The 17,099-nt window shown below is 70.9% G+C and carries 14 protein-coding genes and 3 pseudogenes; 9 read left to right on the plus strand and 8 right to left on the minus strand.

Going from position 1 to position 17,099, the window contains the following annotated elements:
* Positions 1 to 39: 39 nt before the first annotated feature.
* Positions 40 to 621, minus strand: a pseudogene (locus tag ACYUED_RS10350) (Gfo/Idh/MocA family oxidoreductase); the annotation flags it as partial.
* A gap of 70 nt (positions 622 to 691) precedes the next feature.
* Here ACYUED_RS10350 and ACYUED_RS10355 point away from each other — a divergent pair.
* Together ACYUED_RS10355 and ACYUED_RS10360 are read left to right on the plus strand one after the other, a co-directional pair.
* Positions 692 to 1,270 (plus strand): IS607 family transposase, encoded by a 579-nt coding sequence (locus ACYUED_RS10355; RefSeq protein WP_491291978.1) that lies wholly within the window; start codon positions 692 to 694, stop codon positions 1,268 to 1,270.
* The gene (locus ACYUED_RS10360) at positions 1,263 to 2,906 is read left to right on the plus strand and encodes a nuclease/transposase family protein (protein ID WP_491284496.1); all 1,644 of its coding nucleotides are present in this window, start codon (positions 1,263 to 1,265) and stop codon (positions 2,904 to 2,906) included. The genes ACYUED_RS10355 and ACYUED_RS10360 overlap by 8 nt, the downstream gene beginning before the upstream one ends.
* Before the next feature lie 5 nt (positions 2,907 to 2,911).
* On the opposite strand, the pseudogene ACYUED_RS10365 reads toward ACYUED_RS10360, so the two are convergent.
* The 5 genes and pseudogenes from ACYUED_RS10365 to ACYUED_RS10385 form a co-directional block, all read right to left on the minus strand.
* Positions 2,912 to 3,472 (minus strand): annotated as a pseudogene (locus tag ACYUED_RS10365) (Gfo/Idh/MocA family protein); the annotation flags it as partial.
* A gap of 158 nt (positions 3,473 to 3,630) precedes the next feature.
* Positions 3,631 to 5,367: an L-arabinonate dehydratase gene (gene araD, locus ACYUED_RS10370; RefSeq protein ID WP_491291979.1), complete on the minus strand. Its 1,737-nt coding sequence runs from the start codon at positions 5,365 to 5,367 to the stop codon at positions 3,631 to 3,633.
* A complete protein-coding gene (locus ACYUED_RS10375) occupies positions 5,364 to 6,275 on the minus strand; it encodes a dihydrodipicolinate synthase family protein (RefSeq protein ID WP_491291980.1) in 912 nt (303 codons plus the stop codon). The genes araD and ACYUED_RS10375 overlap by 4 nt, the downstream gene beginning before the upstream one ends.
* Positions 6,272 to 6,526: pseudogene (locus ACYUED_RS10380) on the minus strand (FCD domain-containing protein); the annotation flags it as partial. The pseudogene ACYUED_RS10380 and the gene ACYUED_RS10375, both read right to left, overlap by 4 nt.
* Positions 6,527 to 6,650: 124 nt before the next feature.
* A complete protein-coding gene (locus tag ACYUED_RS10385) occupies positions 6,651 to 7,253 on the minus strand; it encodes a TIGR03086 family metal-binding protein (protein WP_491291981.1) in 603 nt (200 codons plus the stop codon).
* Between the two features lie 152 nt (positions 7,254 to 7,405).
* On the opposite strand from ACYUED_RS10385, the gene ACYUED_RS10390 reads away from it, so the two are divergent.
* Entirely contained in the window at positions 7,406 to 8,641 is a 1,236-nt protein-coding gene (locus tag ACYUED_RS10390; protein WP_491291982.1) for an MFS transporter, read from the plus strand.
* Here the strand turns inward: ACYUED_RS10390 and ACYUED_RS10395 are convergent.
* Both ACYUED_RS10395 and ACYUED_RS10400 read right to left on the minus strand, forming a co-directional pair.
* Entirely contained in the window at positions 8,578 to 9,741 is a 1,164-nt protein-coding gene (locus ACYUED_RS10395; protein WP_491291983.1) for a hypothetical protein, read from the minus strand. The genes ACYUED_RS10390 and ACYUED_RS10395 overlap by 64 nt on opposite strands.
* On the minus strand, positions 9,738 to 10,679 hold the full coding sequence (locus tag ACYUED_RS10400; RefSeq protein WP_491291984.1) for a 5-dehydro-4-deoxyglucarate dehydratase: 942 nt from the start codon (positions 10,677 to 10,679) through the stop codon (positions 9,738 to 9,740). The genes ACYUED_RS10395 and ACYUED_RS10400 overlap by 4 nt, the downstream gene beginning before the upstream one ends.
* Before the next feature lie 231 nt (positions 10,680 to 10,910).
* Here ACYUED_RS10400 and ACYUED_RS10405 point away from each other — a divergent pair, with 231 nt between their 5' ends.
* From ACYUED_RS10405 to ACYUED_RS10430, 6 genes are all read left to right on the plus strand, one after another.
* Entirely contained in the window at positions 10,911 to 11,735 is an 825-nt protein-coding gene (locus ACYUED_RS10405; RefSeq protein ID WP_491291985.1) for an NAD-dependent epimerase/dehydratase family protein, read from the plus strand.
* Positions 11,736 to 12,021: 286 nt separating this feature from the next.
* Positions 12,022 to 12,801, plus strand: coding sequence for a DeoR/GlpR family DNA-binding transcription regulator (locus ACYUED_RS10410; protein WP_491291986.1), 780 nt, complete (start codon positions 12,022 to 12,024; stop codon positions 12,799 to 12,801).
* A 79-nt stretch (positions 12,802 to 12,880) separates the two neighbouring features.
* On the plus strand, positions 12,881 to 14,254 hold the full coding sequence (locus tag ACYUED_RS10415; RefSeq protein ID WP_491291987.1) for an ABC transporter substrate-binding protein: 1,374 nt from the start codon (positions 12,881 to 12,883) through the stop codon (positions 14,252 to 14,254).
* The gene (locus ACYUED_RS10420) at positions 14,251 to 15,189 is read left to right on the plus strand and encodes a carbohydrate ABC transporter permease (RefSeq protein WP_491291988.1); all 939 of its coding nucleotides are present in this window, start codon (positions 14,251 to 14,253) and stop codon (positions 15,187 to 15,189) included. Before ACYUED_RS10415 ends, ACYUED_RS10420 begins: the two co-directional genes overlap by 4 nt.
* On the plus strand, positions 15,186 to 16,043 hold the full coding sequence (locus ACYUED_RS10425; RefSeq protein WP_491291989.1) for a carbohydrate ABC transporter permease: 858 nt from the start codon (positions 15,186 to 15,188) through the stop codon (positions 16,041 to 16,043). The genes ACYUED_RS10420 and ACYUED_RS10425 overlap by 4 nt, the downstream gene beginning before the upstream one ends.
* Positions 16,040 to 17,029, plus strand: a complete 990-nt coding sequence (locus ACYUED_RS10430) for a zinc-dependent alcohol dehydrogenase family protein (protein WP_491291990.1) — start codon at positions 16,040 to 16,042, stop codon at positions 17,027 to 17,029. Before ACYUED_RS10425 ends, ACYUED_RS10430 begins: the two co-directional genes overlap by 4 nt.
* Positions 17,030 to 17,099: the final 70 nt, after the last annotated feature.

The following is a 17,099-nucleotide window of genomic DNA, read 5'->3' on the forward strand; positions in this document are numbered from 1 at the left end:
CTTCCACAGGCAAAAAACGGGTCAAGCGCCCTGGGCGCATCAGGTGCTCACCTCGTTCGGCAGGGCCCAGGGAGCGCCGAGCTCGGAGTAGAGCGCGAGGGTGTCGGCGGCGGCCGCGACGAGGCCGTCGATGCCGGGGACGACCCTGCGGTCCTCGTCGGGGATCAGGTGCCAGGCCCCGGCCGGCAGCGGGGCCGGGTCGGGGGCCAGCCGAATCGCCTCAACGACCTTCATGAAAGCGCCGGTCGAAGCAGGAGTGACCAGCAGTCCGGTGCCGTCGGTGAGATGGTCGGCCAGGTTCTCCAGCAGGTCGGTGCTGCCGTACTCGTACTCCTCGGGACCGTGGCCGGCGCGTTGGAGCAGGACGCGGTCCTGCTTGTACCAGAAGGTGATCCGGCCGCCGGTGCCGTGCACGACGACATACGGCTCGCCGGGGTCCTCGGCGCACAGGGTGGCGGCGACGGTGACCCGGCCGCCGTGGGCGGTGGTCACACGGACGCAGGAGGTGTCGTCGGACTCGATGTCGTTGGCGCGCAGCAGCTCGGTCTCGATCCCGGTGACGTCCTCGGCGCGCGTGGTGCCGTTGAGGGCCAGGGCGGTGGCGACGGCGTGCGTGAGGGGTTGCCAACTGCTGGCAGCGGAGGGTTGTTGAGTGTGCGTAACCATGAGGGAGTGGTGGCGTTATCAGCATATGAACCTGACGGAGTGGGCGCGGGCGCAGGGGGTGAACCCGCATACGGCATATCGCTGGTTTCATGAGGGCGCCTTGCCGGTGCCCGCGCGCCGGGTGGGGCCGCGCACGATCCTGGTGAACATCGAAGCGAACACCTCACCCTCCGTGACCGGTGGTGTAGGTCTGTATGCCCGCGTCTCCTCGCACGATCGGAAGCCGGACCTGGAGCGGCAGACCGCTCGCCTGTCGGCATGGGCGGCGGAGGCGGGACAGAAGGTTGTGCGGATCGAGTCCGAGATCGCCTCGGGTATGAACGGCTGCCGCGCGAAGGTGAAGCGGCTGCTGGCCGATCCGGCGGTGACCACGGTCGTGGTCGAGCACAAGGACCGCCTCGGGCGGATGAACGTGGAGCTGATCGAGGCCGCCCTGTCCGCGACCGGCCGCCGACTGGTCGTCCTCGATGACGGCGAAGTCGAAGACGACCTGGTCCGGGACATGGTGGAGGTACTGACGTCGTTCTGCGCCCGCCTGTACGGCCGTCGGTCGGCGAAGAACCGGGCGAGGAAGGCTCTCGAAGCGGCGGCCGGCGATGAGTGAGGCGAAGAAGCAGCTCCGCACCATCGACGCACCGTTCGTCGCGCCCGGGCCGTCCGGGGTGGCGATACGCGACCGCCTCAAGCACCTCACCGACGTGGACGACAAGGTGTTGCGGCTGGTCGGTGAACACCTCGGACGCCTCGCCTCGCTGGACCTCAAGAACCGCTGCGCCGACGGCCTGGACCACGACAGCGACACGTGGGCCGCCCGCAAGCAGGGCCTGACGGCCGACTCCTCGTCCCGGTGGGCCGGTTCGATCACGAAGGCCACTCACGATCAGTGGGCGCTGTCCCGCCGCTGTCAGCTCGCCCACATCCAAGGGCTTGAGGCCGGTGTGCGGACGCTGATGCACCGACTGGCGCAGCCGGTCGGGGAGAAAGGCACCAAGCGGGCACCCGGCGGATACCGCAGTCGGGGCGAGTGGTGCCACAAGTCCCGCCGTCTGGCGACCCTGGAACACCGCCTCGATGTCGCCCGCGTGGAGCGTGAGGCCGGTGTCGTGCACGTCGTGCGCGGCGGCCGGCGCCTGCTGGGCAACCGCAACAACCTCCAGGATGCGCAGCTCAGCGAGGCCCAGTGGCGCCGGCGCTGGGAAGCCGAACGCTGGTTCCTCGCTGCTGACGGCGAGTCCGGCAAGCGGTACGGGAACGAGACGATCCGCGTCACCCCCGATGGCGAGGTCTCCATCAAGCTGCCCGCACCACTGGCCCATCTGGCCAACGGCAAGTTCGGCCGGTACGTCCTCTCCTGCAGGGTCCAGTTCCAGCACCGGGGCGCGCAGTGGCGCGACCGCGTCGAAGCCAACCGTGCTGTCGCCTACCGCATCCACCTCGATGTGGAGCGCGGGCGCTGGTACATCACCGCCTCGTGGACGAAGCCCGTGGTGAAGACGGTCCCGTTGGAGACAGCCCGCGCCCAGGGCATGGTCGGCGTCGATACGAACGCTGACCACTTCGCCGCCTACCGGCTCGACCGCAACGGCAACCCGGTCGGCGACCCGAAGCGGTTCTTCTACGACCTGTCCGGCACCGCCGACCACCGCGACGCGCAGATCCGGCACGCCATCAGCCGGCTGCTGCACTGGGCCAACCGGTGCGGCGTCAAGGCGATCGGTATCGAGAACCTGGACTTCACCGCCGAGAAGACCCGCGAGAAGCACGGCCGCAAGAAGCGGTTCCGGCAGCTCATCTCCGGCATCCCGACAGGCAAGCTCAAGGCCCGTCTGGTGTCCATGGCCGCCGAGCACGGCCTGTCGATCGTCGCGGTCGACCCGGCGTACACGTCGATGTGGGGCGACCAGCATTGGCGTAAGCCCCTGGCCGGCAAGACTCGCAAGATGTCCCGGCACGACGCCGCGAGCGTCGCGATCGGGCGACGCGCCCTCGGGCACCCGATCCGGCGACGGACGGCACCGCCCCCGCAGCACCAGAGCGATGCTGTGGGGCATCGGACCGCCCAGGCCGGACCAGGCGCACGAGGGCATGAGGGAACCCGCCCACCCGTCACGGAGCGTGCACACGATGCACGCAGCCGGACGGGGACACAGCGAACGCGGGAGACCAGCGCATCCAACACCGTTCGGGATGCGCGCAGTTCCAGGAGCTGGCAGCAAATGTCACTCCTGGACACTGTTTAGGAACGGTTGGTCAGCACTCCGTCGATCACGTCGACGCCGTTCAGACGCCGCCTGCCCGCCCAGGGCGCCCGCCGGTAGTAGGCCTCGGCCCGCGCCCAGGCGCCGGCCCCGCCGACCCCGACGACCTCGCCGATCGCGCCCTCGGCGACCATCCCGAGGATCGCCGGCACGGCGTGCGAGCCCAGCGACTGGAAGCCGATCTGGCAGGCCACGCCCGCCCGGGCGACCCCGTCGGCCATCCGGCGGAACTCGGCGTACGACGGCGCGGGCGGCTTCTCCAGCAGCAGGTGCACACCTTTCCCTGCGGCGGTGAGCGCCAGGTCGGTGTGGGTCGGGATCGGCGTGCAGACGACGGCGATCCGGGCGCCGGTGGAGTCGAGGAGCGCGCCGAAGTCGGCGGACTGCTCGGGTGTGCCGAGGCCGTCCGGGATCTCGTCCCCGGTCAGCGGGGTCAGCTCGCAGATGCCCGCCAGCCGGACGACCCCCTTGTCCTGGAGGCGGCGGATGTTGTCGAGGTGCCAGCGGCCGTGGCCTCGTGCGCCCGCGAGAACGATGGGGACGGTCATGGGGGTCCTCCCTGCGCCACGCGCCGCACGCCCCCTGACGGTCGGCCACCGCGACGCTGCCGATCTTTGTATGCAGGGTAGGCGTCCGGCTCCGATCAGCAGGCACGGGAGGCCGCGGGGCATGGCGGAGCACGGCGCCGCCGGGGTGGTGCGGTGGTTCAGCCCGCGTACGGGTCGGCGACCCTGCCCGGGCGGGCCAGGAACTTGAAGTCGCAGCCGGTGTCGGCCTGGGTGATCTGCTCGTTGTAGAGCGCGCCGTAGCCGCGCTCGTAACGGGTGGGCGGCGGCGTCCAGTCCGCCCTGCGTCGCTCCAACTCCTCGTCGTCCACGTGGAGATGCAGGGCACGCGCCTCGACGTCGAGGGTGATGAGGTCCCCGGAGCGGACGAGGGCGAGTGGTCCGCCGATGTACGACTCGGGCGCGACGTGCAGCACGCACGCGCCGTAACTCGTGCCGCTCATCCGGGCGTCGGAGATCCGCACCATGTCCCGCACACCCTGCTTGAGCAGATGGTCGGGGATCGGCAGCATCCCGTACTCGGGCATGCCGGGGCCGCCCTTGGGACCGGCGTTGCGCAGCACCAGCACACAGGTGGCGGTGATGTTCAACTCCGGGTCGTTGATGGTGCGTTGCATGGTCCGGTAGTCGTCGAAGACGACCGCGGGACCGGTGTGCCTGAGCAGGTGCCGCTCGGCGGCGATGTGCTTGATGACGGCGCCGTCGGGGCAGAGGTTGCCGCGCAGGACCGCGACCCCGCCCTCGTCGGCGACCGGGTTCTCGCGGGTGCGGATGACGTCGTCGTCGTGCACGACGGCACCCTCGATCTGCTCCCCCAGGGTGCCGCCCACGGTCGGCCTCTCCAGGTGCAGCAGTTCGGTGATCCGCGAGAGGAAGGCGGGCAGGCCGCCGGCGAAGTGGAAGTCCTCCATGAGGTACGTCCGTCCGCCGGGCCGGACGTTCGCGAGCACCGGCACGGTACGCGCGATGCGGTCGAAGTCGTCGAGGGTGAGCGGCACTTGGCAGCGTCCCGCCATCGCGATCAGATGGATGACCGCGTTGGTGGAACCGCCGAGCGCGAGCACCGTGGTGACGGCGTCCTCGAAGGCTTCGCGGGTGAGGATCCCGGACGGCCTGAGCCCGGTCCAGGCGAGCTCCACGGCGCGGCGCCCGGAGGCGGCGGCCATCCGCTCGTGCCCGGAGTCGACGGCCGGAATCGATGAGGCGCCCGGCAGTGTCATGCCGAGGGCCTCCGCCGCCGCGGTCATCGTGGAGGCGGTGCCCATGGTCATGCAGTGACCGGGAGAGCGTGCCAACCCGCCCTGCAGTTCGCGTAGTTCACAGTCCGTCAGGTTGCCCGCGCGGTGCTCGTCCCAGTACTTCCACATGTCGGTGCCGGACCCGAGGGTCTCGCCGCGCCAGTGTCCCGGCAGCATCGGACCCGCGGGGACGAAGATCGACGGTACGTCGGCCGAGGCCGCGCCCATGAGCAGCGCCGGCGTCGACTTGTCGCAGCCGCCGAGCAGCACCGCCGCGTCGATCGGATAGGAGCGCAGCAGTTCCTCGGTCTCCATCGCGAGCAGGTTGCGGTAGAGCATCGGGGTCGGCTTCTGGTAGGTCTCGGAGAGCGTGGCGACCGGGAACTCGAGCGGGAAGCCCCCGGCCTGCCACACCCCGCGCTTGACGGCCTGCGCGCGCTCACGAAGGTGGACGTGGCAGGGGTTGATGTCGGACCAGGTGTTCAGGACCGCGATCACCGGGCGGCCCCGGTACTCCTCCGCCTCGTAGCCGAGCTGACGCATACGGGCGTTGTGCGACCAGGTGCGCAGCGGGCCCTCGGCGCCGTACCACTGATGGCTTCTGAGTTCTTCAGGGCGCTTTCTGCCCGGGGCGTTCAAAGGGACCACTCCGCGGCGATGGCGGCGACCTCCGCGCGTTCGTCCTCCGGCAGGGCGCTGCTCGGCGGGCGGACGTCGCGGCGGCACAGGCCGAGCGAGGCGAGGGCCTCCTTGACGACGGTGACGTTGTTGGCGGAGCCGCCGGCCGCACGCAGTTCCTCGAAGCGGCGGATCTGCTCCCAGACCTTCATGGCGGCCGCGTGGTCACCGGATCGCAGCGCCTCCAACATGCTCAGCGAGACGGACGGGGCGACGTTCACGAGTCCGGAGGTGAAACCGGTGGCGCCCGCGGAGAAGTACGAGGGGGCGTACGGCTCGGCGAGCCCGGCGATCCACACGAAGCGGTCGAGCCCCGCGTCCCGCGCGAAGGCGGCGAACCTGACGGCGTCCGGTACGGCGTACTTGACGCCGATGACGTTCGGGCAGGCGTCGCCGAGTTCGGCCAGGCGGGCGCCGGGCAGCTGGGCGTTGCGGATGTACGGGACGACGCCCAGCTCGGGAACGGCCTCGGCGATGGCGCGGTGGTAGTCGACCCAGCCGCCCTCGGAGACGTACGGGTGGACGGGCTGATGGACCATCACCATCCGGGCGCCGAGATCGCGGGCGTGGCGTGCGGAGGCGACGGCGGTGGACACGTCGTGACCCACCCCGACGAGGATCGCGGCGCGGTCACCGGCCTCGTCGACGGTCAACTCCGTGACCAGGCGGCGCTCTTCGGGGGTGAGGGCGTAGAACTCGCCGGTGTTGCCGTTCGGGGTGAGGATTCTGACGCCGCCGTCGAGCAGCCGGCGCAGCAGGGCCCGGTGGGCGTCCTGGTCGACGGTGCCGTCCTCGGCGAACGGCGTCACCGGGATCGCCACCACGTCGGCCAGAGCCGCCCGCTGGGTCCCGAACGTCACGCTGCTCATTCCTGGCCTTCCTGTTGCGGCGACTCGGGGAACGACCGCTGGACGAAGGAGGCGATGTGGGCGTCGAGCGCACCCGCGGCCGCGTCCGCGTCACCCTCCACGGCGAGCCGCAGGATCTCGCGGTGCTCGGCGGCCTCCCGCTCCCAGGACGGCTGGGCGGCCCAGGCCACGGCGGCGACAAGGGCGGCCTGGTCGCGGACCTCGTCGAGCATCCGACCGAGCAGGGGGTTCCCGCACAGCACGTAGAGGGCGGGTGTCCGACCTCGCGTACCTGATCTCGTGTATCGCGTCTCATATATGACGTATGAAGTCCGACGTGTTGAAGGTAGGAGGGGGCGCAGAGTTCGTCAATGCTTCGCTCCAGGTCGGCCAGGGCTAAGCCTCCTGGGCCCGCCTCGGCCAGCCGGGGTCCCGTCGGCTCAGGCCCACCGCGCGGTCCAGCAGGGGCGCGTCCGCGGGGACCGGGACCACGGGGCCGAAGATGCCGCCGCCCCGGCTCGGGTCATTCGCCGCGGCCAGGAGGAAGTCGTGGGAGACCTGGAGGGCGGGCGGGTCGGGGTCGTAGGGCCGGCCGGTGGCTCTGGCCAGGTCCCAGCCGTGGATCACCAGCTCGTCGAGCGCGACGGCACCGGCGACCGCGCCGGGCAGGTCGACTCCGCCCGCGCGGGTCATCCCGGTCCAGGCGTCGGAGGTACGCCAGGCGTCGGCCAGTTCGTCGAGAGCCTTCGGGAACTCCGTGCGCCAGTCGGGGCCGATGTCGGGTGCGGTGGCGCCCGGCGCGGTATCGGTGGTGGCGCCCAGGTCCTTGCGTGCGGCGTCGCGGAAGGCGACGGACAGGCCGAGCAGATGGCCCAGCATGTTGTGCACCGCGCAGCCGGGACAGGGCGTCGGCGCCGTCAGCTGCTCCTCGCGCACGCCCTCCACGAGCCGAGCGATCACACGCGTCTGTGGTCCGAGGTCGAGGGTCGTATCAGTCATCCGCAGCACTCCTCACGGTTCTGGTTCTGGTTCTGGTTCTGGTTCTGGTTCTGGAGGAGTAGACCGGCCGACGACCGAAAACTCATCGCGGTGGGGACATAGGGCACCTGCCCCATCCCCCGGTCAGGGCCTTAGCTCCACGATGGCCAGGCATGACGACATCGACCTGGGCGGCGCCCCGCGTCCTGCGGGAGCGCAATGCGCGGCTGTATCTCACCTGCGTGGTGGTCTCCGGCTTCGGCACCTCGGCGCTGTGGCTGGCCTCCGGCGTGTGGGTCAAGGACCTCACCGGCTCCGACGGCCTGGCCGCGCTGTGCCTGCTCGCCATGTGGGCGCCGGCCCTCGCCGGGCCGGCGCTCGGCACCCTCGCCGACGGTACCCGCCGCAAACCCCTCCTGATCTGCTCGAACCTGCTTCTGGCCGCCCTCCTGCTCACCCTCCTCACCGTCGACTCCCCAAGGAGGCTGTGGCTCCTGTACGCGGTCCTGTTCGTCTACGGCGCCGCGGGCGTCGTCCAGGACGCGGCCGAGTCCGCTCTCGTCGCCGCGGTGGTCCCCGCGCCCCTGCTCGGCGATTTCAACGGGCTGCGCATGACGGGGACCGAGGGCATGAAGCTGCTGGCACCCCTGGCCGGGGCGGGCCTGTACTCGGCGTACGGCGGCGGCAGCGTCGCCCTCCTGGATGCCGTGACGTTCGTGCTCGCCACGGGTGTGCTCTGCCGCCTCCGTGTCCCCGAGCGCAGACCTGAGCCGCCCGTCGGCACCTGGCGCGAACGGACGGCGGAAGGCGTCCGCCATCTCCGGCACCACCCGCGTCTGCGCCCGCTGGTCCTGGCGGGCGGCGCCATGATGCTCTTCGCGGGCGTCGGCGGCGCGTTGCTCTATGCGGTCGTCGCAGGCCTCGGGCACTCGCCCGCCTACGCCGGTGTGCTGTACGCCGTCCAGGGCGCCGGCTCGGTGACGGTCGGGCTGCTGTCCGGGCCCGCCCTGCGCCTTCTCGGCGAGCGGCGGTTCGCCGCGTGCGGCATCGCCCTCGCCGCCGTCGCCGTGGCGCTGCGGGCCGTTCCCTCCGATCCGGTGACCCTGGCGTGCAGCGCAGCGAGCGGAGCGGGACTGCCGTGCGTTCTGATCGCGGCGCTGACGGCCGTGCAGCGCGAGACGCCGGACGCGCTGCTCGGCCGTACGGCCGCCACGGCCAACACGCTGATGTTCACGCCGAACGTGATCGGGCTGGCCGTGGGTTCCCTACTGGTCGAACTCGTCGACTACCGGCTGCTGTTGCTGATCCTGGGAGCGGGAATGCTGGCTACGGCGCTCCCGCTGTTTCACAGCCCGGCGAGCGCCGACCGCACCGCCTCCAGGTCCCCGTCCGACGCCAACCCGGCGTGATACAGCCGCAGTTCCGTGGCCCCCCGGCCCCGGGCCTCGGCCGCGTCCGCGGCCAGCGTGTCCGGGCTGCCGCCCATCCCCGAGACCACGGGGAAGTTGGCGGCGATGACGGCCTCTTCCCGGCCCTGTTCGGCGAAGGGGCTCAACGAGCCCGTACCGTCGGCGCACGGCACGACGACGCCGTCCGCGACGGACAGGATGTGCTCGGGGTCGACGCCCGGGTTGGCGCCGACGTGGTACGTCACCGGGTCGGCGTGCAGCAGCACCTGAAAGCCCTCGGGCGCCGCGTCGCGCACGGCGCGGACCGCCGTCTCCTGGAGGGTGCGGGCGACCGGGTCGCGCCACGCGCGCGTGGCGGCTGCCTTCTCCTCGCCGAGCAGCTTCTCGACCCCGGCCCAGTCCCCGTCGTCGGGTGCGCCCTGCCACAGCGGTTCAAGCGCCTCGCGCACGGCGGCCGCCAACTCGTCGGCGTCCAGGCCCTGTTCGCCGTAGCCCTCCCGGCAGGCGGGGCAGAAGCAGAGCGCCATCAGGTACATCCCGGCGTCACCGAGCGGGACCCCGCCGGTCTTGTCGTGGGCGTGCAGATGCTGGAGCCCGTACCAGCCGAGCGACTCCAGTTCGGTGCCGCGCGCCCCCGGTCGTACGGCTGCCTCGGCGGCCAGGTCGACGAGGTACGCGCGCGTGGCGGGCTGGGCGATGCACGGGGCCCAGGGGTAGCGGTCGCCGTAGGCGTTGACGACGGAGGTGTCCGGATGCTCGGCGCCCAGGCGGGAGTTGTGCGCGAGGACGACCCAGGTGTGCACCTCCAGACCGGCGTCCACGAGCGCCTCCGCGGCCTCGCCGAAGGCGTCCCCCGGCGCCCAGTCCCCGGCCGCGTACGGCCGCAGCGCACGCCCGTCCCAGCGGCCGTCGGTCGGATACAGCACCGCCGCGTGCTCGGCCGTGACGATGCGGCGGCGCGGGTGGCGGGGCGTCAGCGCGCGCGTGGAGTGGTAGGCGGCGGCGAGGGTCACCTGCCGCACGCCGAGCCCGGCGATGCGTGCCGCGGCCTCGGGGTCCCCGTTGACGTCCCAGGGGTAGACGAACGTCGACGCCTTCACTTGCCTCCCTCCAGCAGCTCGTATCCGCGGTCGATCAGCAAGGCGAGCTGTTTCACATGGTCCTCCGTCGGTTCGTGCAGGGGCGGCCGGACCTCTCCCACGTCCAGTCCGCGCAGCCGCACACCGGCCTTGACCAGGGCGACGGCGTAGCCGCGCCCCTGCGCGCGCAGCTCGACGAACGGGCGGTAGAAGCCGTCGAGGAGGCGGTGCGCGACGGCGTCGTCGCCGGTCCGGAGGGCCCGGTGGAAGGCGAGGGCGATCTCGGGGACGAAGCAGAAGACCGCCGAGGAGTAGAGCGTGATGCCGATGCCGCGGTAGGCGAGCTGGGTCTGTTCGGCGGTCGGCAGGCCGTTGAAGTAGAGGAAGTCGCCGGGGGCCTCGGTGCGTACGGCGCTGACGATGCGCTGCATGAGGTCGAGGTCGCCGAGGCCGTCCTTGAAGCCGATGATCCCGTCGGTACGGGCCAGCTCGACGACGCTCTCCGGAGTGAACACGGCGTTGTCGCGCTGGTAGACGATGACGGGCAGGCCACTCGCCGCGGCCACTTCCCGGTAGTGCCGCACCAGCCCCTGCTGTCCGGCGGCCACGAGGTACGGCGGCATGGCGAGCAGGCCGTCCGCACCGGCGGCCTCGGCGAGGCGGGCGTAGCGCACGGCGAGCGCGGTGCCGTATCCGGCGCCGGCGACGACCGGCACGCGTCCGGCCGTCTCCTCGACGGCCGCCCGCACACAGGACTCGAACTCCTCCGGCGTGAGCGCGTGGAACTCACCGGTGCCACAGCACGCGAAGACCGCGGCCGCCCCGGCCTCGACCCCGCGGCGCACATGCGCGCGGTACGCATCGAGGTCGACGGAGCCGTCGGGACCGTAGGCGGTGACCGGGAAGAACAGCGGCCCGCTGGGGATGCTGAGTCGCGCGGCGAGGGGGGCTGGCGTCACGGGCGCTCCCGGTTCCATGTTTATGATCGGCGTCTATATTTCTGAACATCTACACGCTAAGCCGCCCCTTCCGGGCCGGTCAAGCGCACCAACCCGCATCACGCCAGCGGATTTCCGCCGCCTGCGCGCCGTCTGCGGGATACTTGACGGGCCCGGCTCCGGCTCCCTAGCGTGTCCACGGATGTGAATAGCGTGCACGCATACAGCCGCTCAACCGAAGGAGAAGCGCGGATGCCAGCCCCACGCACCGTTCTGCTCACCGGCGCCGCCGGCGGGCTCGGCACCCTGATGCGGAACCTGCTCCCGGCCTTCGGCTACGAGCTGCGCCTCCTCGACGTGCGCCCGATCGAGGGCGACCCGGACGCCGTCACCGCGGATCTCGCCGACAAGAAGGCCCTGCGCGAGGCCGTACGGGGCGTCGACGCGATCATCCACCTCGCCGGCATCTCCCTGGAAGCCCCCTTCGACAAGATCCTCGCGGCGAACATCGAGGGCACGTACAACCTGTACGAGGCCGCGCGCGAGGAGGGCGTCGGCCGTATCGTCTTCGCCTCCTCCAACCACGCTGTCGGCTTCACCCCGCGCCCCAGTGGCGACACACCTCTTGATCCAGGCGTGTTGATCCCCATCGACACCCCGCGCCGCCCGGACACCTTCTACGGCCTGTCCAAGTCCTTCGGCGAGGACCTCGCGCAGCTCTACTGGGACAAGTACGGCCTGGAGACGGTGTCGGTACGCATCGGCTCCTGCTTCCCCGAGCCCACCAGCGTGCGCATGCTGTCGATCTGGATGAGCCCGCCCGACGGCGCCCGCCTCTTCCACGCGGCCCTGACCGCACAGAGCGTCGGCCACACCGTCGTCTACGGCTCCTCCGCCAACACCCGCCTGTGGTGGGACCTGTCGACGGCACGGGCGCTGGGCTACGAGCCGCAGGACGACTCCGAGCCGTACGCGCAGAAGCTGATCGCCGAGCAGGGCGAGCTGGACCCGGAGAACATCGGGCACGCCTACCTGGGCGGCGCCTTCGTGAACGACCCGCCGATCTGGCCGTACTGACATCCCGCACCGAGGCCGCCGAGCGGCCCGAAACGATCGTTCGCGGCAGCGGGCGGGCACCGAACGGGCCCGCCCGCCGTCGCATTCGGGCACCACGCCTGCCCGATCTCACGCCCCCGCTCACAGTCACGCAGGTCCGAGGCGGGCACTCCGCTCCGCAAACGGACCCATACGGGCAGCATCGGACCTGCAACAGGCCTGGTCAGTGACGCACGCCGGGGGTAGAACTTCCCCCGTGGGCCTCACCGGGCCCGAACGGGCAGTGGGCGAGGAAGCAGGTGCGGCGATGACGGCGAACACTGCGAAGTCGGCAGAGGAACGCCAGCGGGAGATCGTGCGTGCCGCGCGCACCGCCGGCTCCGTCGACGTCACCGCGCTCGCCACCGAACTGGGCGTGGCCAAGGAGACCGTACGGCGGGATCTGCGCGCCCTGGAGGACCACGGCCTGGTCCGCCGCACCCACGGCGGCGCCTACCCCGTGGAGAGCGCCGGCTTCGAGACGACGCTCGAATTCCGCGCCACCAGCCACGTACCCGAGAAGCGCCGGATCGCGGCCGCCGCGGCCGAGCTGATCGGGGACGCCGAGACGGTCTTCGTCGACGAGGGCTTCACCCCGCAGCTCATCGCCGAGGCACTGCCCGGGGACCGGCCGCTGACCGTGGTCACCGCGTCCTTGCCGGTCGCGGGCTCGCTCGCCGACGCCGACGGCGTCTCCGTACTGCTGCTCGGCGGCCGGGTACGCCCCGGCACCCTCGCCACCGTCGACCACTGGACGACGAAGATGCTGGCCGGCTTCGTCATCGACCTCGCCTACATCGGCGCCAACGGCATCTCCCGCGAGCACGGCCTGACCACCCCCGACCCCGCGGTCAGCGAGGTCAAGGCGCAGGCCATCCGTGCGGCGCGCCGCACGGTGTTCGCGGGCGTGCACACCAAGTTCGGGGCGGTCAGCTTCTGCCGCTTCGCGGAGATCGGCGCGCTGGAGACGATTGTCACGAGCACGCTGCTCCCCTCGGCCGAGGCCCACCGCTACTCCCTGCTGGGACCACAGGTCATCAGGGTCTGACCTGTCCACCGAGCTGTCACCCAGGGCATCCCCACACCCAAGAACGCCCCTTATATCCCCCTATGTCCAGGAGCGATTCATGCGCACCCAGAGCCGACGACGGCCACCGCGAGCCACGCTCGCCATGGCCGCCGCAGGGACGCTGCTCGCCCCGCTGCTCTCCGGCTGTTGGGTCGGGGCGGGCGGGTCCGGTTCCGGCGGCGACTCCATCAACGTCCTGATGGTCAACAACCCGCAGATGGTGGAGCTGCAGAAACTCACCAAGGCGCACTTCACCAAGGAGACCGGCATCAGGGTGAACTTCACCGTGCTGCCGGAGAACGACGTCCGCGACAAGATCAGCCAGGACTTCGCCAACCAGGCGGGCCAGTACGACGTGGCGACGCTCAGCAACTACGAGATACCGATCTACGCCAAGAACGGCTGGCTGCACGAGATGAACTCGTACGTGGCCAAGGACCCGGCCTACGACGAGCAGGACGTCCTGGGGCCGATGCGGCAGTCCCTGACCGCCGACGACGGCAAGCTCTACGGCCAGCCCTTCTACGGCGAGTCGTCCTTCCTGATGTACCGCAAGGACATCCTCGCCGAGAAGGGCCTGACCATGCCCGCCCACCCCACCTGGGACCAGGTGGCGAAGATCGCCGCCGGGGTCGACGGGGCGAAGTCCGGGATGCGCGGCATCTGTCTGCGCGGCCTGCCCGGCTGGGGCGAGCTGATGGCCCCGCTGACCACCGTGGTGAACACCTTCGGCGGCACCTGGTTCGACAGGAACTGGACGGCGCACCTCGACTCCCCCGAGTTCGAGAAGGCGACGAGGTTCTACGTGGACCTGGTGCGAAAGCACGGTGAGTCGGGTGCCGCCCAGTCCGGCTTCGCCGAGTGCCTGAACAACATGACCCAGGGCAAGGTCGCCATGTGGTACGACGCCACGTCCGCGGCCGGATCCCTGGAGGCCAAGGGCTCCCCCGTCAAGGGCAGGCTCGGCTACGCCCCCGCCCCGGTCGAGAGGACGGACTCCTCCGGCTGGCTCTACACCTGGGCCTGGGGCATGCAGAAGGCGTCCCGCAACTCCGACAAGGCCTGGAAGTTCGTGTCCTGGGCGTCCGGCAAGCAGTACGAGCAACTGGTCGGCGACACCAGCGGCTGGTCCGACGTGCCCGCCGGCAAGCGCGCGTCGACGTACACGAACGCGGACTACCGCAAGGAGGCCGGCGCCTTCCAGGAGATGACCAAGGAGGCCATCGAGGGCGCCAGGCCCAACGACCCGGGGGTGCAGCCGCGCCCCGCGCCCGGCATCCAGTTCGTCGGCATCCCCGAGTTCACCGATCTCGGCACCAAGGTCTCCCAGGAGATCAGCGCGGCCATCGCCGGACGCCAGTCCGTCGACTCGGCCCTGAAGAAGTCCCAGCAGCTCGCCGAGAAGATCTCGAAGGAGTACGAGGGACGATGAGCGCGACGACGACCGCCCCGATAGCGGCAACTCCCGTACGCACGACCCGCCGGCCCTCCGCCCGGCTGCGCGCCTGGTCCACCCGGGCCCCGCTGCTGCCCGCCCTGGTCTTCATGGTCGCGGTGACCCAGCTGCCGTTCGTGGCCACCCTGGTGATCTCGTTCTTCGACTGGAACGCCCTGTACCCAAAGGCACGCCACTTCACCGGCCTCGACAACTACCAGCAGGTTCTCACCGACGCGGACCTGCGCCACTCGGTGTGGACGACGGTCCTGCTGACGGTGACAGTGGTCCTGGCCAGCCTGGTACTGGGCCTGGCACTCGCGCTGCTTCTGGACCGCAGGTTCAAGGGCCGCGGCGTGGTCCGTACGCTCCTGATCGCGCCCTTCCTGGTGGTCCCCGTAGCGGCGGCCCTCCTCTGGAAGCATGTGCTCTACAACCCCGAATACGGCCTCCTCAATGGGTTGTTGCACTATGTGGGCGGCCCCCAGCCGGACTGGATCTCCACCACCCCGCTGCTCGCGGTGGAGGCATCCCTGATCTGGCAGTGGACGCCGTTCATGATGCTGATCCTGCTGGCCGGCCTGCAGAGCCGCGACAACGAGCAGGTGGAGGCCGCGCGGGTCGACGGCGCGAACGACTGGCAGATCTTCCGCCATCTGACGCTGCCGCACCTGCGCCGCTACCTCGAACTGGGCGCGCTGCTCGGCTCGATCTATATCGTCCAGAACTTCGACGCGGTCTTCACGATCACGTCCGGCGGCCTGGGCACCGCCAACCTGCCCTACACCGTCTACCAGAGCTTCTACCAGGCCCACGAGAACGGCCTCGCCTCGGCCGCGGGCGTCCTGGTCGTTATCGGCTCGATCATCATCGCGACGTTCGCCCTGCGCGTCGTGTCGTCCCTCTTCCGCGAGGAGGTGTCCCGCGCATGAGCACGGTCGCCGCATCACCCCGCTCAACCTCCCCCCGCCGCAAGGGAGTCGGCCTGGGCCTGGTGGCCTGGCTGCTCGGGATCGTCTTCTTCCTGCCCATCGCGTGGATGGCGCTGACGTCCTTCCACTCGGAGTCCGACGCGGCGACCAACCCGCCGTCCTTCGGGGCCGCCCTGACCCTGGACGGCTACCGCGAGTTCTTCGGCACGGGCGGCGGCGCGAGCCCCTGGGCCGCTCTGGTCAACTCCGTGGTGGCGTCGGTGGGTTCGACGGTCCTGGTCCTGCTGCTGGCCCTCCCGGCGGCGTACGCCCTCTCGATCCGCCCGGTGAAGAAGTGGACGGACGTCCTGTTCTTCTTCCTGTCGACGAAGATGCTCCCCGTGGTGGCCGGCCTGCTGCCGATCTATCTGTTCGCCAAGAACACGGACATGCTGGACAACATCTGGCTGCTGGTCATCCTCTACACGTCCATGAACCTGCCGATCGCGGTGTGGATGATGCAGTCGTTCCTCGCCGAGGTCCCGGTGGCGATCATCGAGGCGGCGCGGGTGGACGGGGCGCGCCTGCCGACGATCCTGGCGCGCGTGGTCGCCCCGATCGCCCTGCCCGGCATCGCCGCAACCGCCCTGATCTGCTTCATCTTCAGCTGGAACGAACTGCTCTTCGCCCGGGTCCTGACGGGCGTGGTCGCGGAGACCGCCCCCGTCTTCCTGACCGGCTTCATCACCAGCCAGGGCCTGTTCCTGGCGAAGGTGTGCGCCGCGTCGCTCGTCGTCTCCCTGCCGGTGCTCGCCGCGGGGTTCGCCGCCCAGGACAAGCTGGTCCAGGGCCTGTCGCTTGGAGCCGTGAAATGAAGGCCGCCGTCATCGAGTCCGTGGGCCGCGCCGTCGTCACCGAGGTCCCCGACCCGACGCCCGGTCCCCGCGAGGTCGTCGTCGAGGTCGCCGCCTGCGGCCTGTGTGGCACCGACCTGCACATCCTCCAGGGCGAGTTCGCACCCAAGCTGCCGATCGTGCCGGGGCACGAGTTCGCGGGCCAGGTGGTCGGGGTCGGCACCCAGGTGACGGAGATCGCGGTCGGCGACCGGGTGGCGGTGGACCCGTCCCTCTACTGCTACGAGTGCCGCTACTGCCGTACGGGCCACAACAACCTGTGCGAGCGGTGGGCCGCGATCGGTGTCACGACGGCCGGAGGCGCGGCGCAGTTCGCGGTGGCGCCGGTGGCCAACTGCGTGAATTTGCCCGAGCACGTGCGCACCCAGGACGCGGCGCTGGTGGAACCCCTGTCGTGCGCCGTCCGCGGCTACGACGTGCTGCGCTCCCGTCTGGGCGCCCATGTGCTGATCTACGGCTCGGGGACGATGGGCCTGATGATGCTGGAGCTGGCCAAGCGCACGGGCGCGGCGAGCGTGGACGTGGTGGACCTGAATCCGGCCCGCCTGGAGACGGCGGGACGGCTGGGCGTCTCGGCGTCGGCAGCCGGCGCCGACGAGCTGGACCGGCCGCAGGGCTGGGACGTCGTCATCGACGCCACCGGCAACGCGGCGGCGATCCAGGACGGCCTGGAGCGGGTGGCGAAGGCCGGCACGTTCCTCCAGTTCGGGGTGGCGGACTACGCCACCCGCGTGACGATCGACCCGTACCGGATCTACAACCAGGAGATCACGATCACCGGTTCGATGGCGGTCCTGCACAGCTTCGAACGCGCGGCCGAACTCTTCGCCAACGGCGTCCTGGACCCGGAGGTCTTCATCAGCGACCGCATCCCACTGAACCAGTACCCACAGGCCCTGAACCAGTTCGCCTCGGGGGTGGGCCGCAAGATCGTGGTGGTGCCGTAGGGTTTCCGCCCCGCCGCCCCCTACCCGTCCCGACCCGGGGGCCGGGCCCCCGGCCCCCGGCCCCCGCTCC

This window comes from Streptomyces sp. DF42 (assembly GCF_058267695.1).

Coding starts and splice junctions, on each gene's coding strand:
- ACYUED_RS10425 (WP_491291989.1), top strand. CDS start 15,186: ATGAGCACGGTCGCCGCATCACCCCGCTCAACCTCCCCCCGCCGCAAG.
- ACYUED_RS10360 (WP_491284496.1), top strand. CDS start 1,263: ATGAGTGAGGCGAAGAAGCAGCTCCGCACCATCGACGCACCGTTCGTC.
- ACYUED_RS10405 (WP_491291985.1), top strand. CDS start 10,911: ATGCCAGCCCCACGCACCGTTCTGCTCACCGGCGCCGCCGGCGGGCTC.
- ACYUED_RS10415 (WP_491291987.1), top strand. CDS start 12,881: ATGCGCACCCAGAGCCGACGACGGCCACCGCGAGCCACGCTCGCCATG.
- ACYUED_RS10390 (WP_491291982.1), top strand. CDS start 7,406: ATGACGACATCGACCTGGGCGGCGCCCCGCGTCCTGCGGGAGCGCAAT.
- ACYUED_RS10410 (WP_491291986.1), top strand. CDS start 12,022: ATGACGGCGAACACTGCGAAGTCGGCAGAGGAACGCCAGCGGGAGATC.
- ACYUED_RS10420 (WP_491291988.1), top strand. CDS start 14,251: ATGAGCGCGACGACGACCGCCCCGATAGCGGCAACTCCCGTACGCACG.
- ACYUED_RS10375 (WP_491291980.1), bottom strand. CDS start 6,275: ATGAGCAGCGTGACGTTCGGGACCCAGCGGGCGGCTCTGGCCGACGTG.
- ACYUED_RS10430 (WP_491291990.1), top strand. CDS start 16,040: ATGAAGGCCGCCGTCATCGAGTCCGTGGGCCGCGCCGTCGTCACCGAG.
- ACYUED_RS10385 (WP_491291981.1), bottom strand. CDS start 7,253: ATGACTGATACGACCCTCGACCTCGGACCACAGACGCGTGTGATCGCT.
- ACYUED_RS10355 (WP_491291978.1), top strand. CDS start 692: ATGAACCTGACGGAGTGGGCGCGGGCGCAGGGGGTGAACCCGCATACG.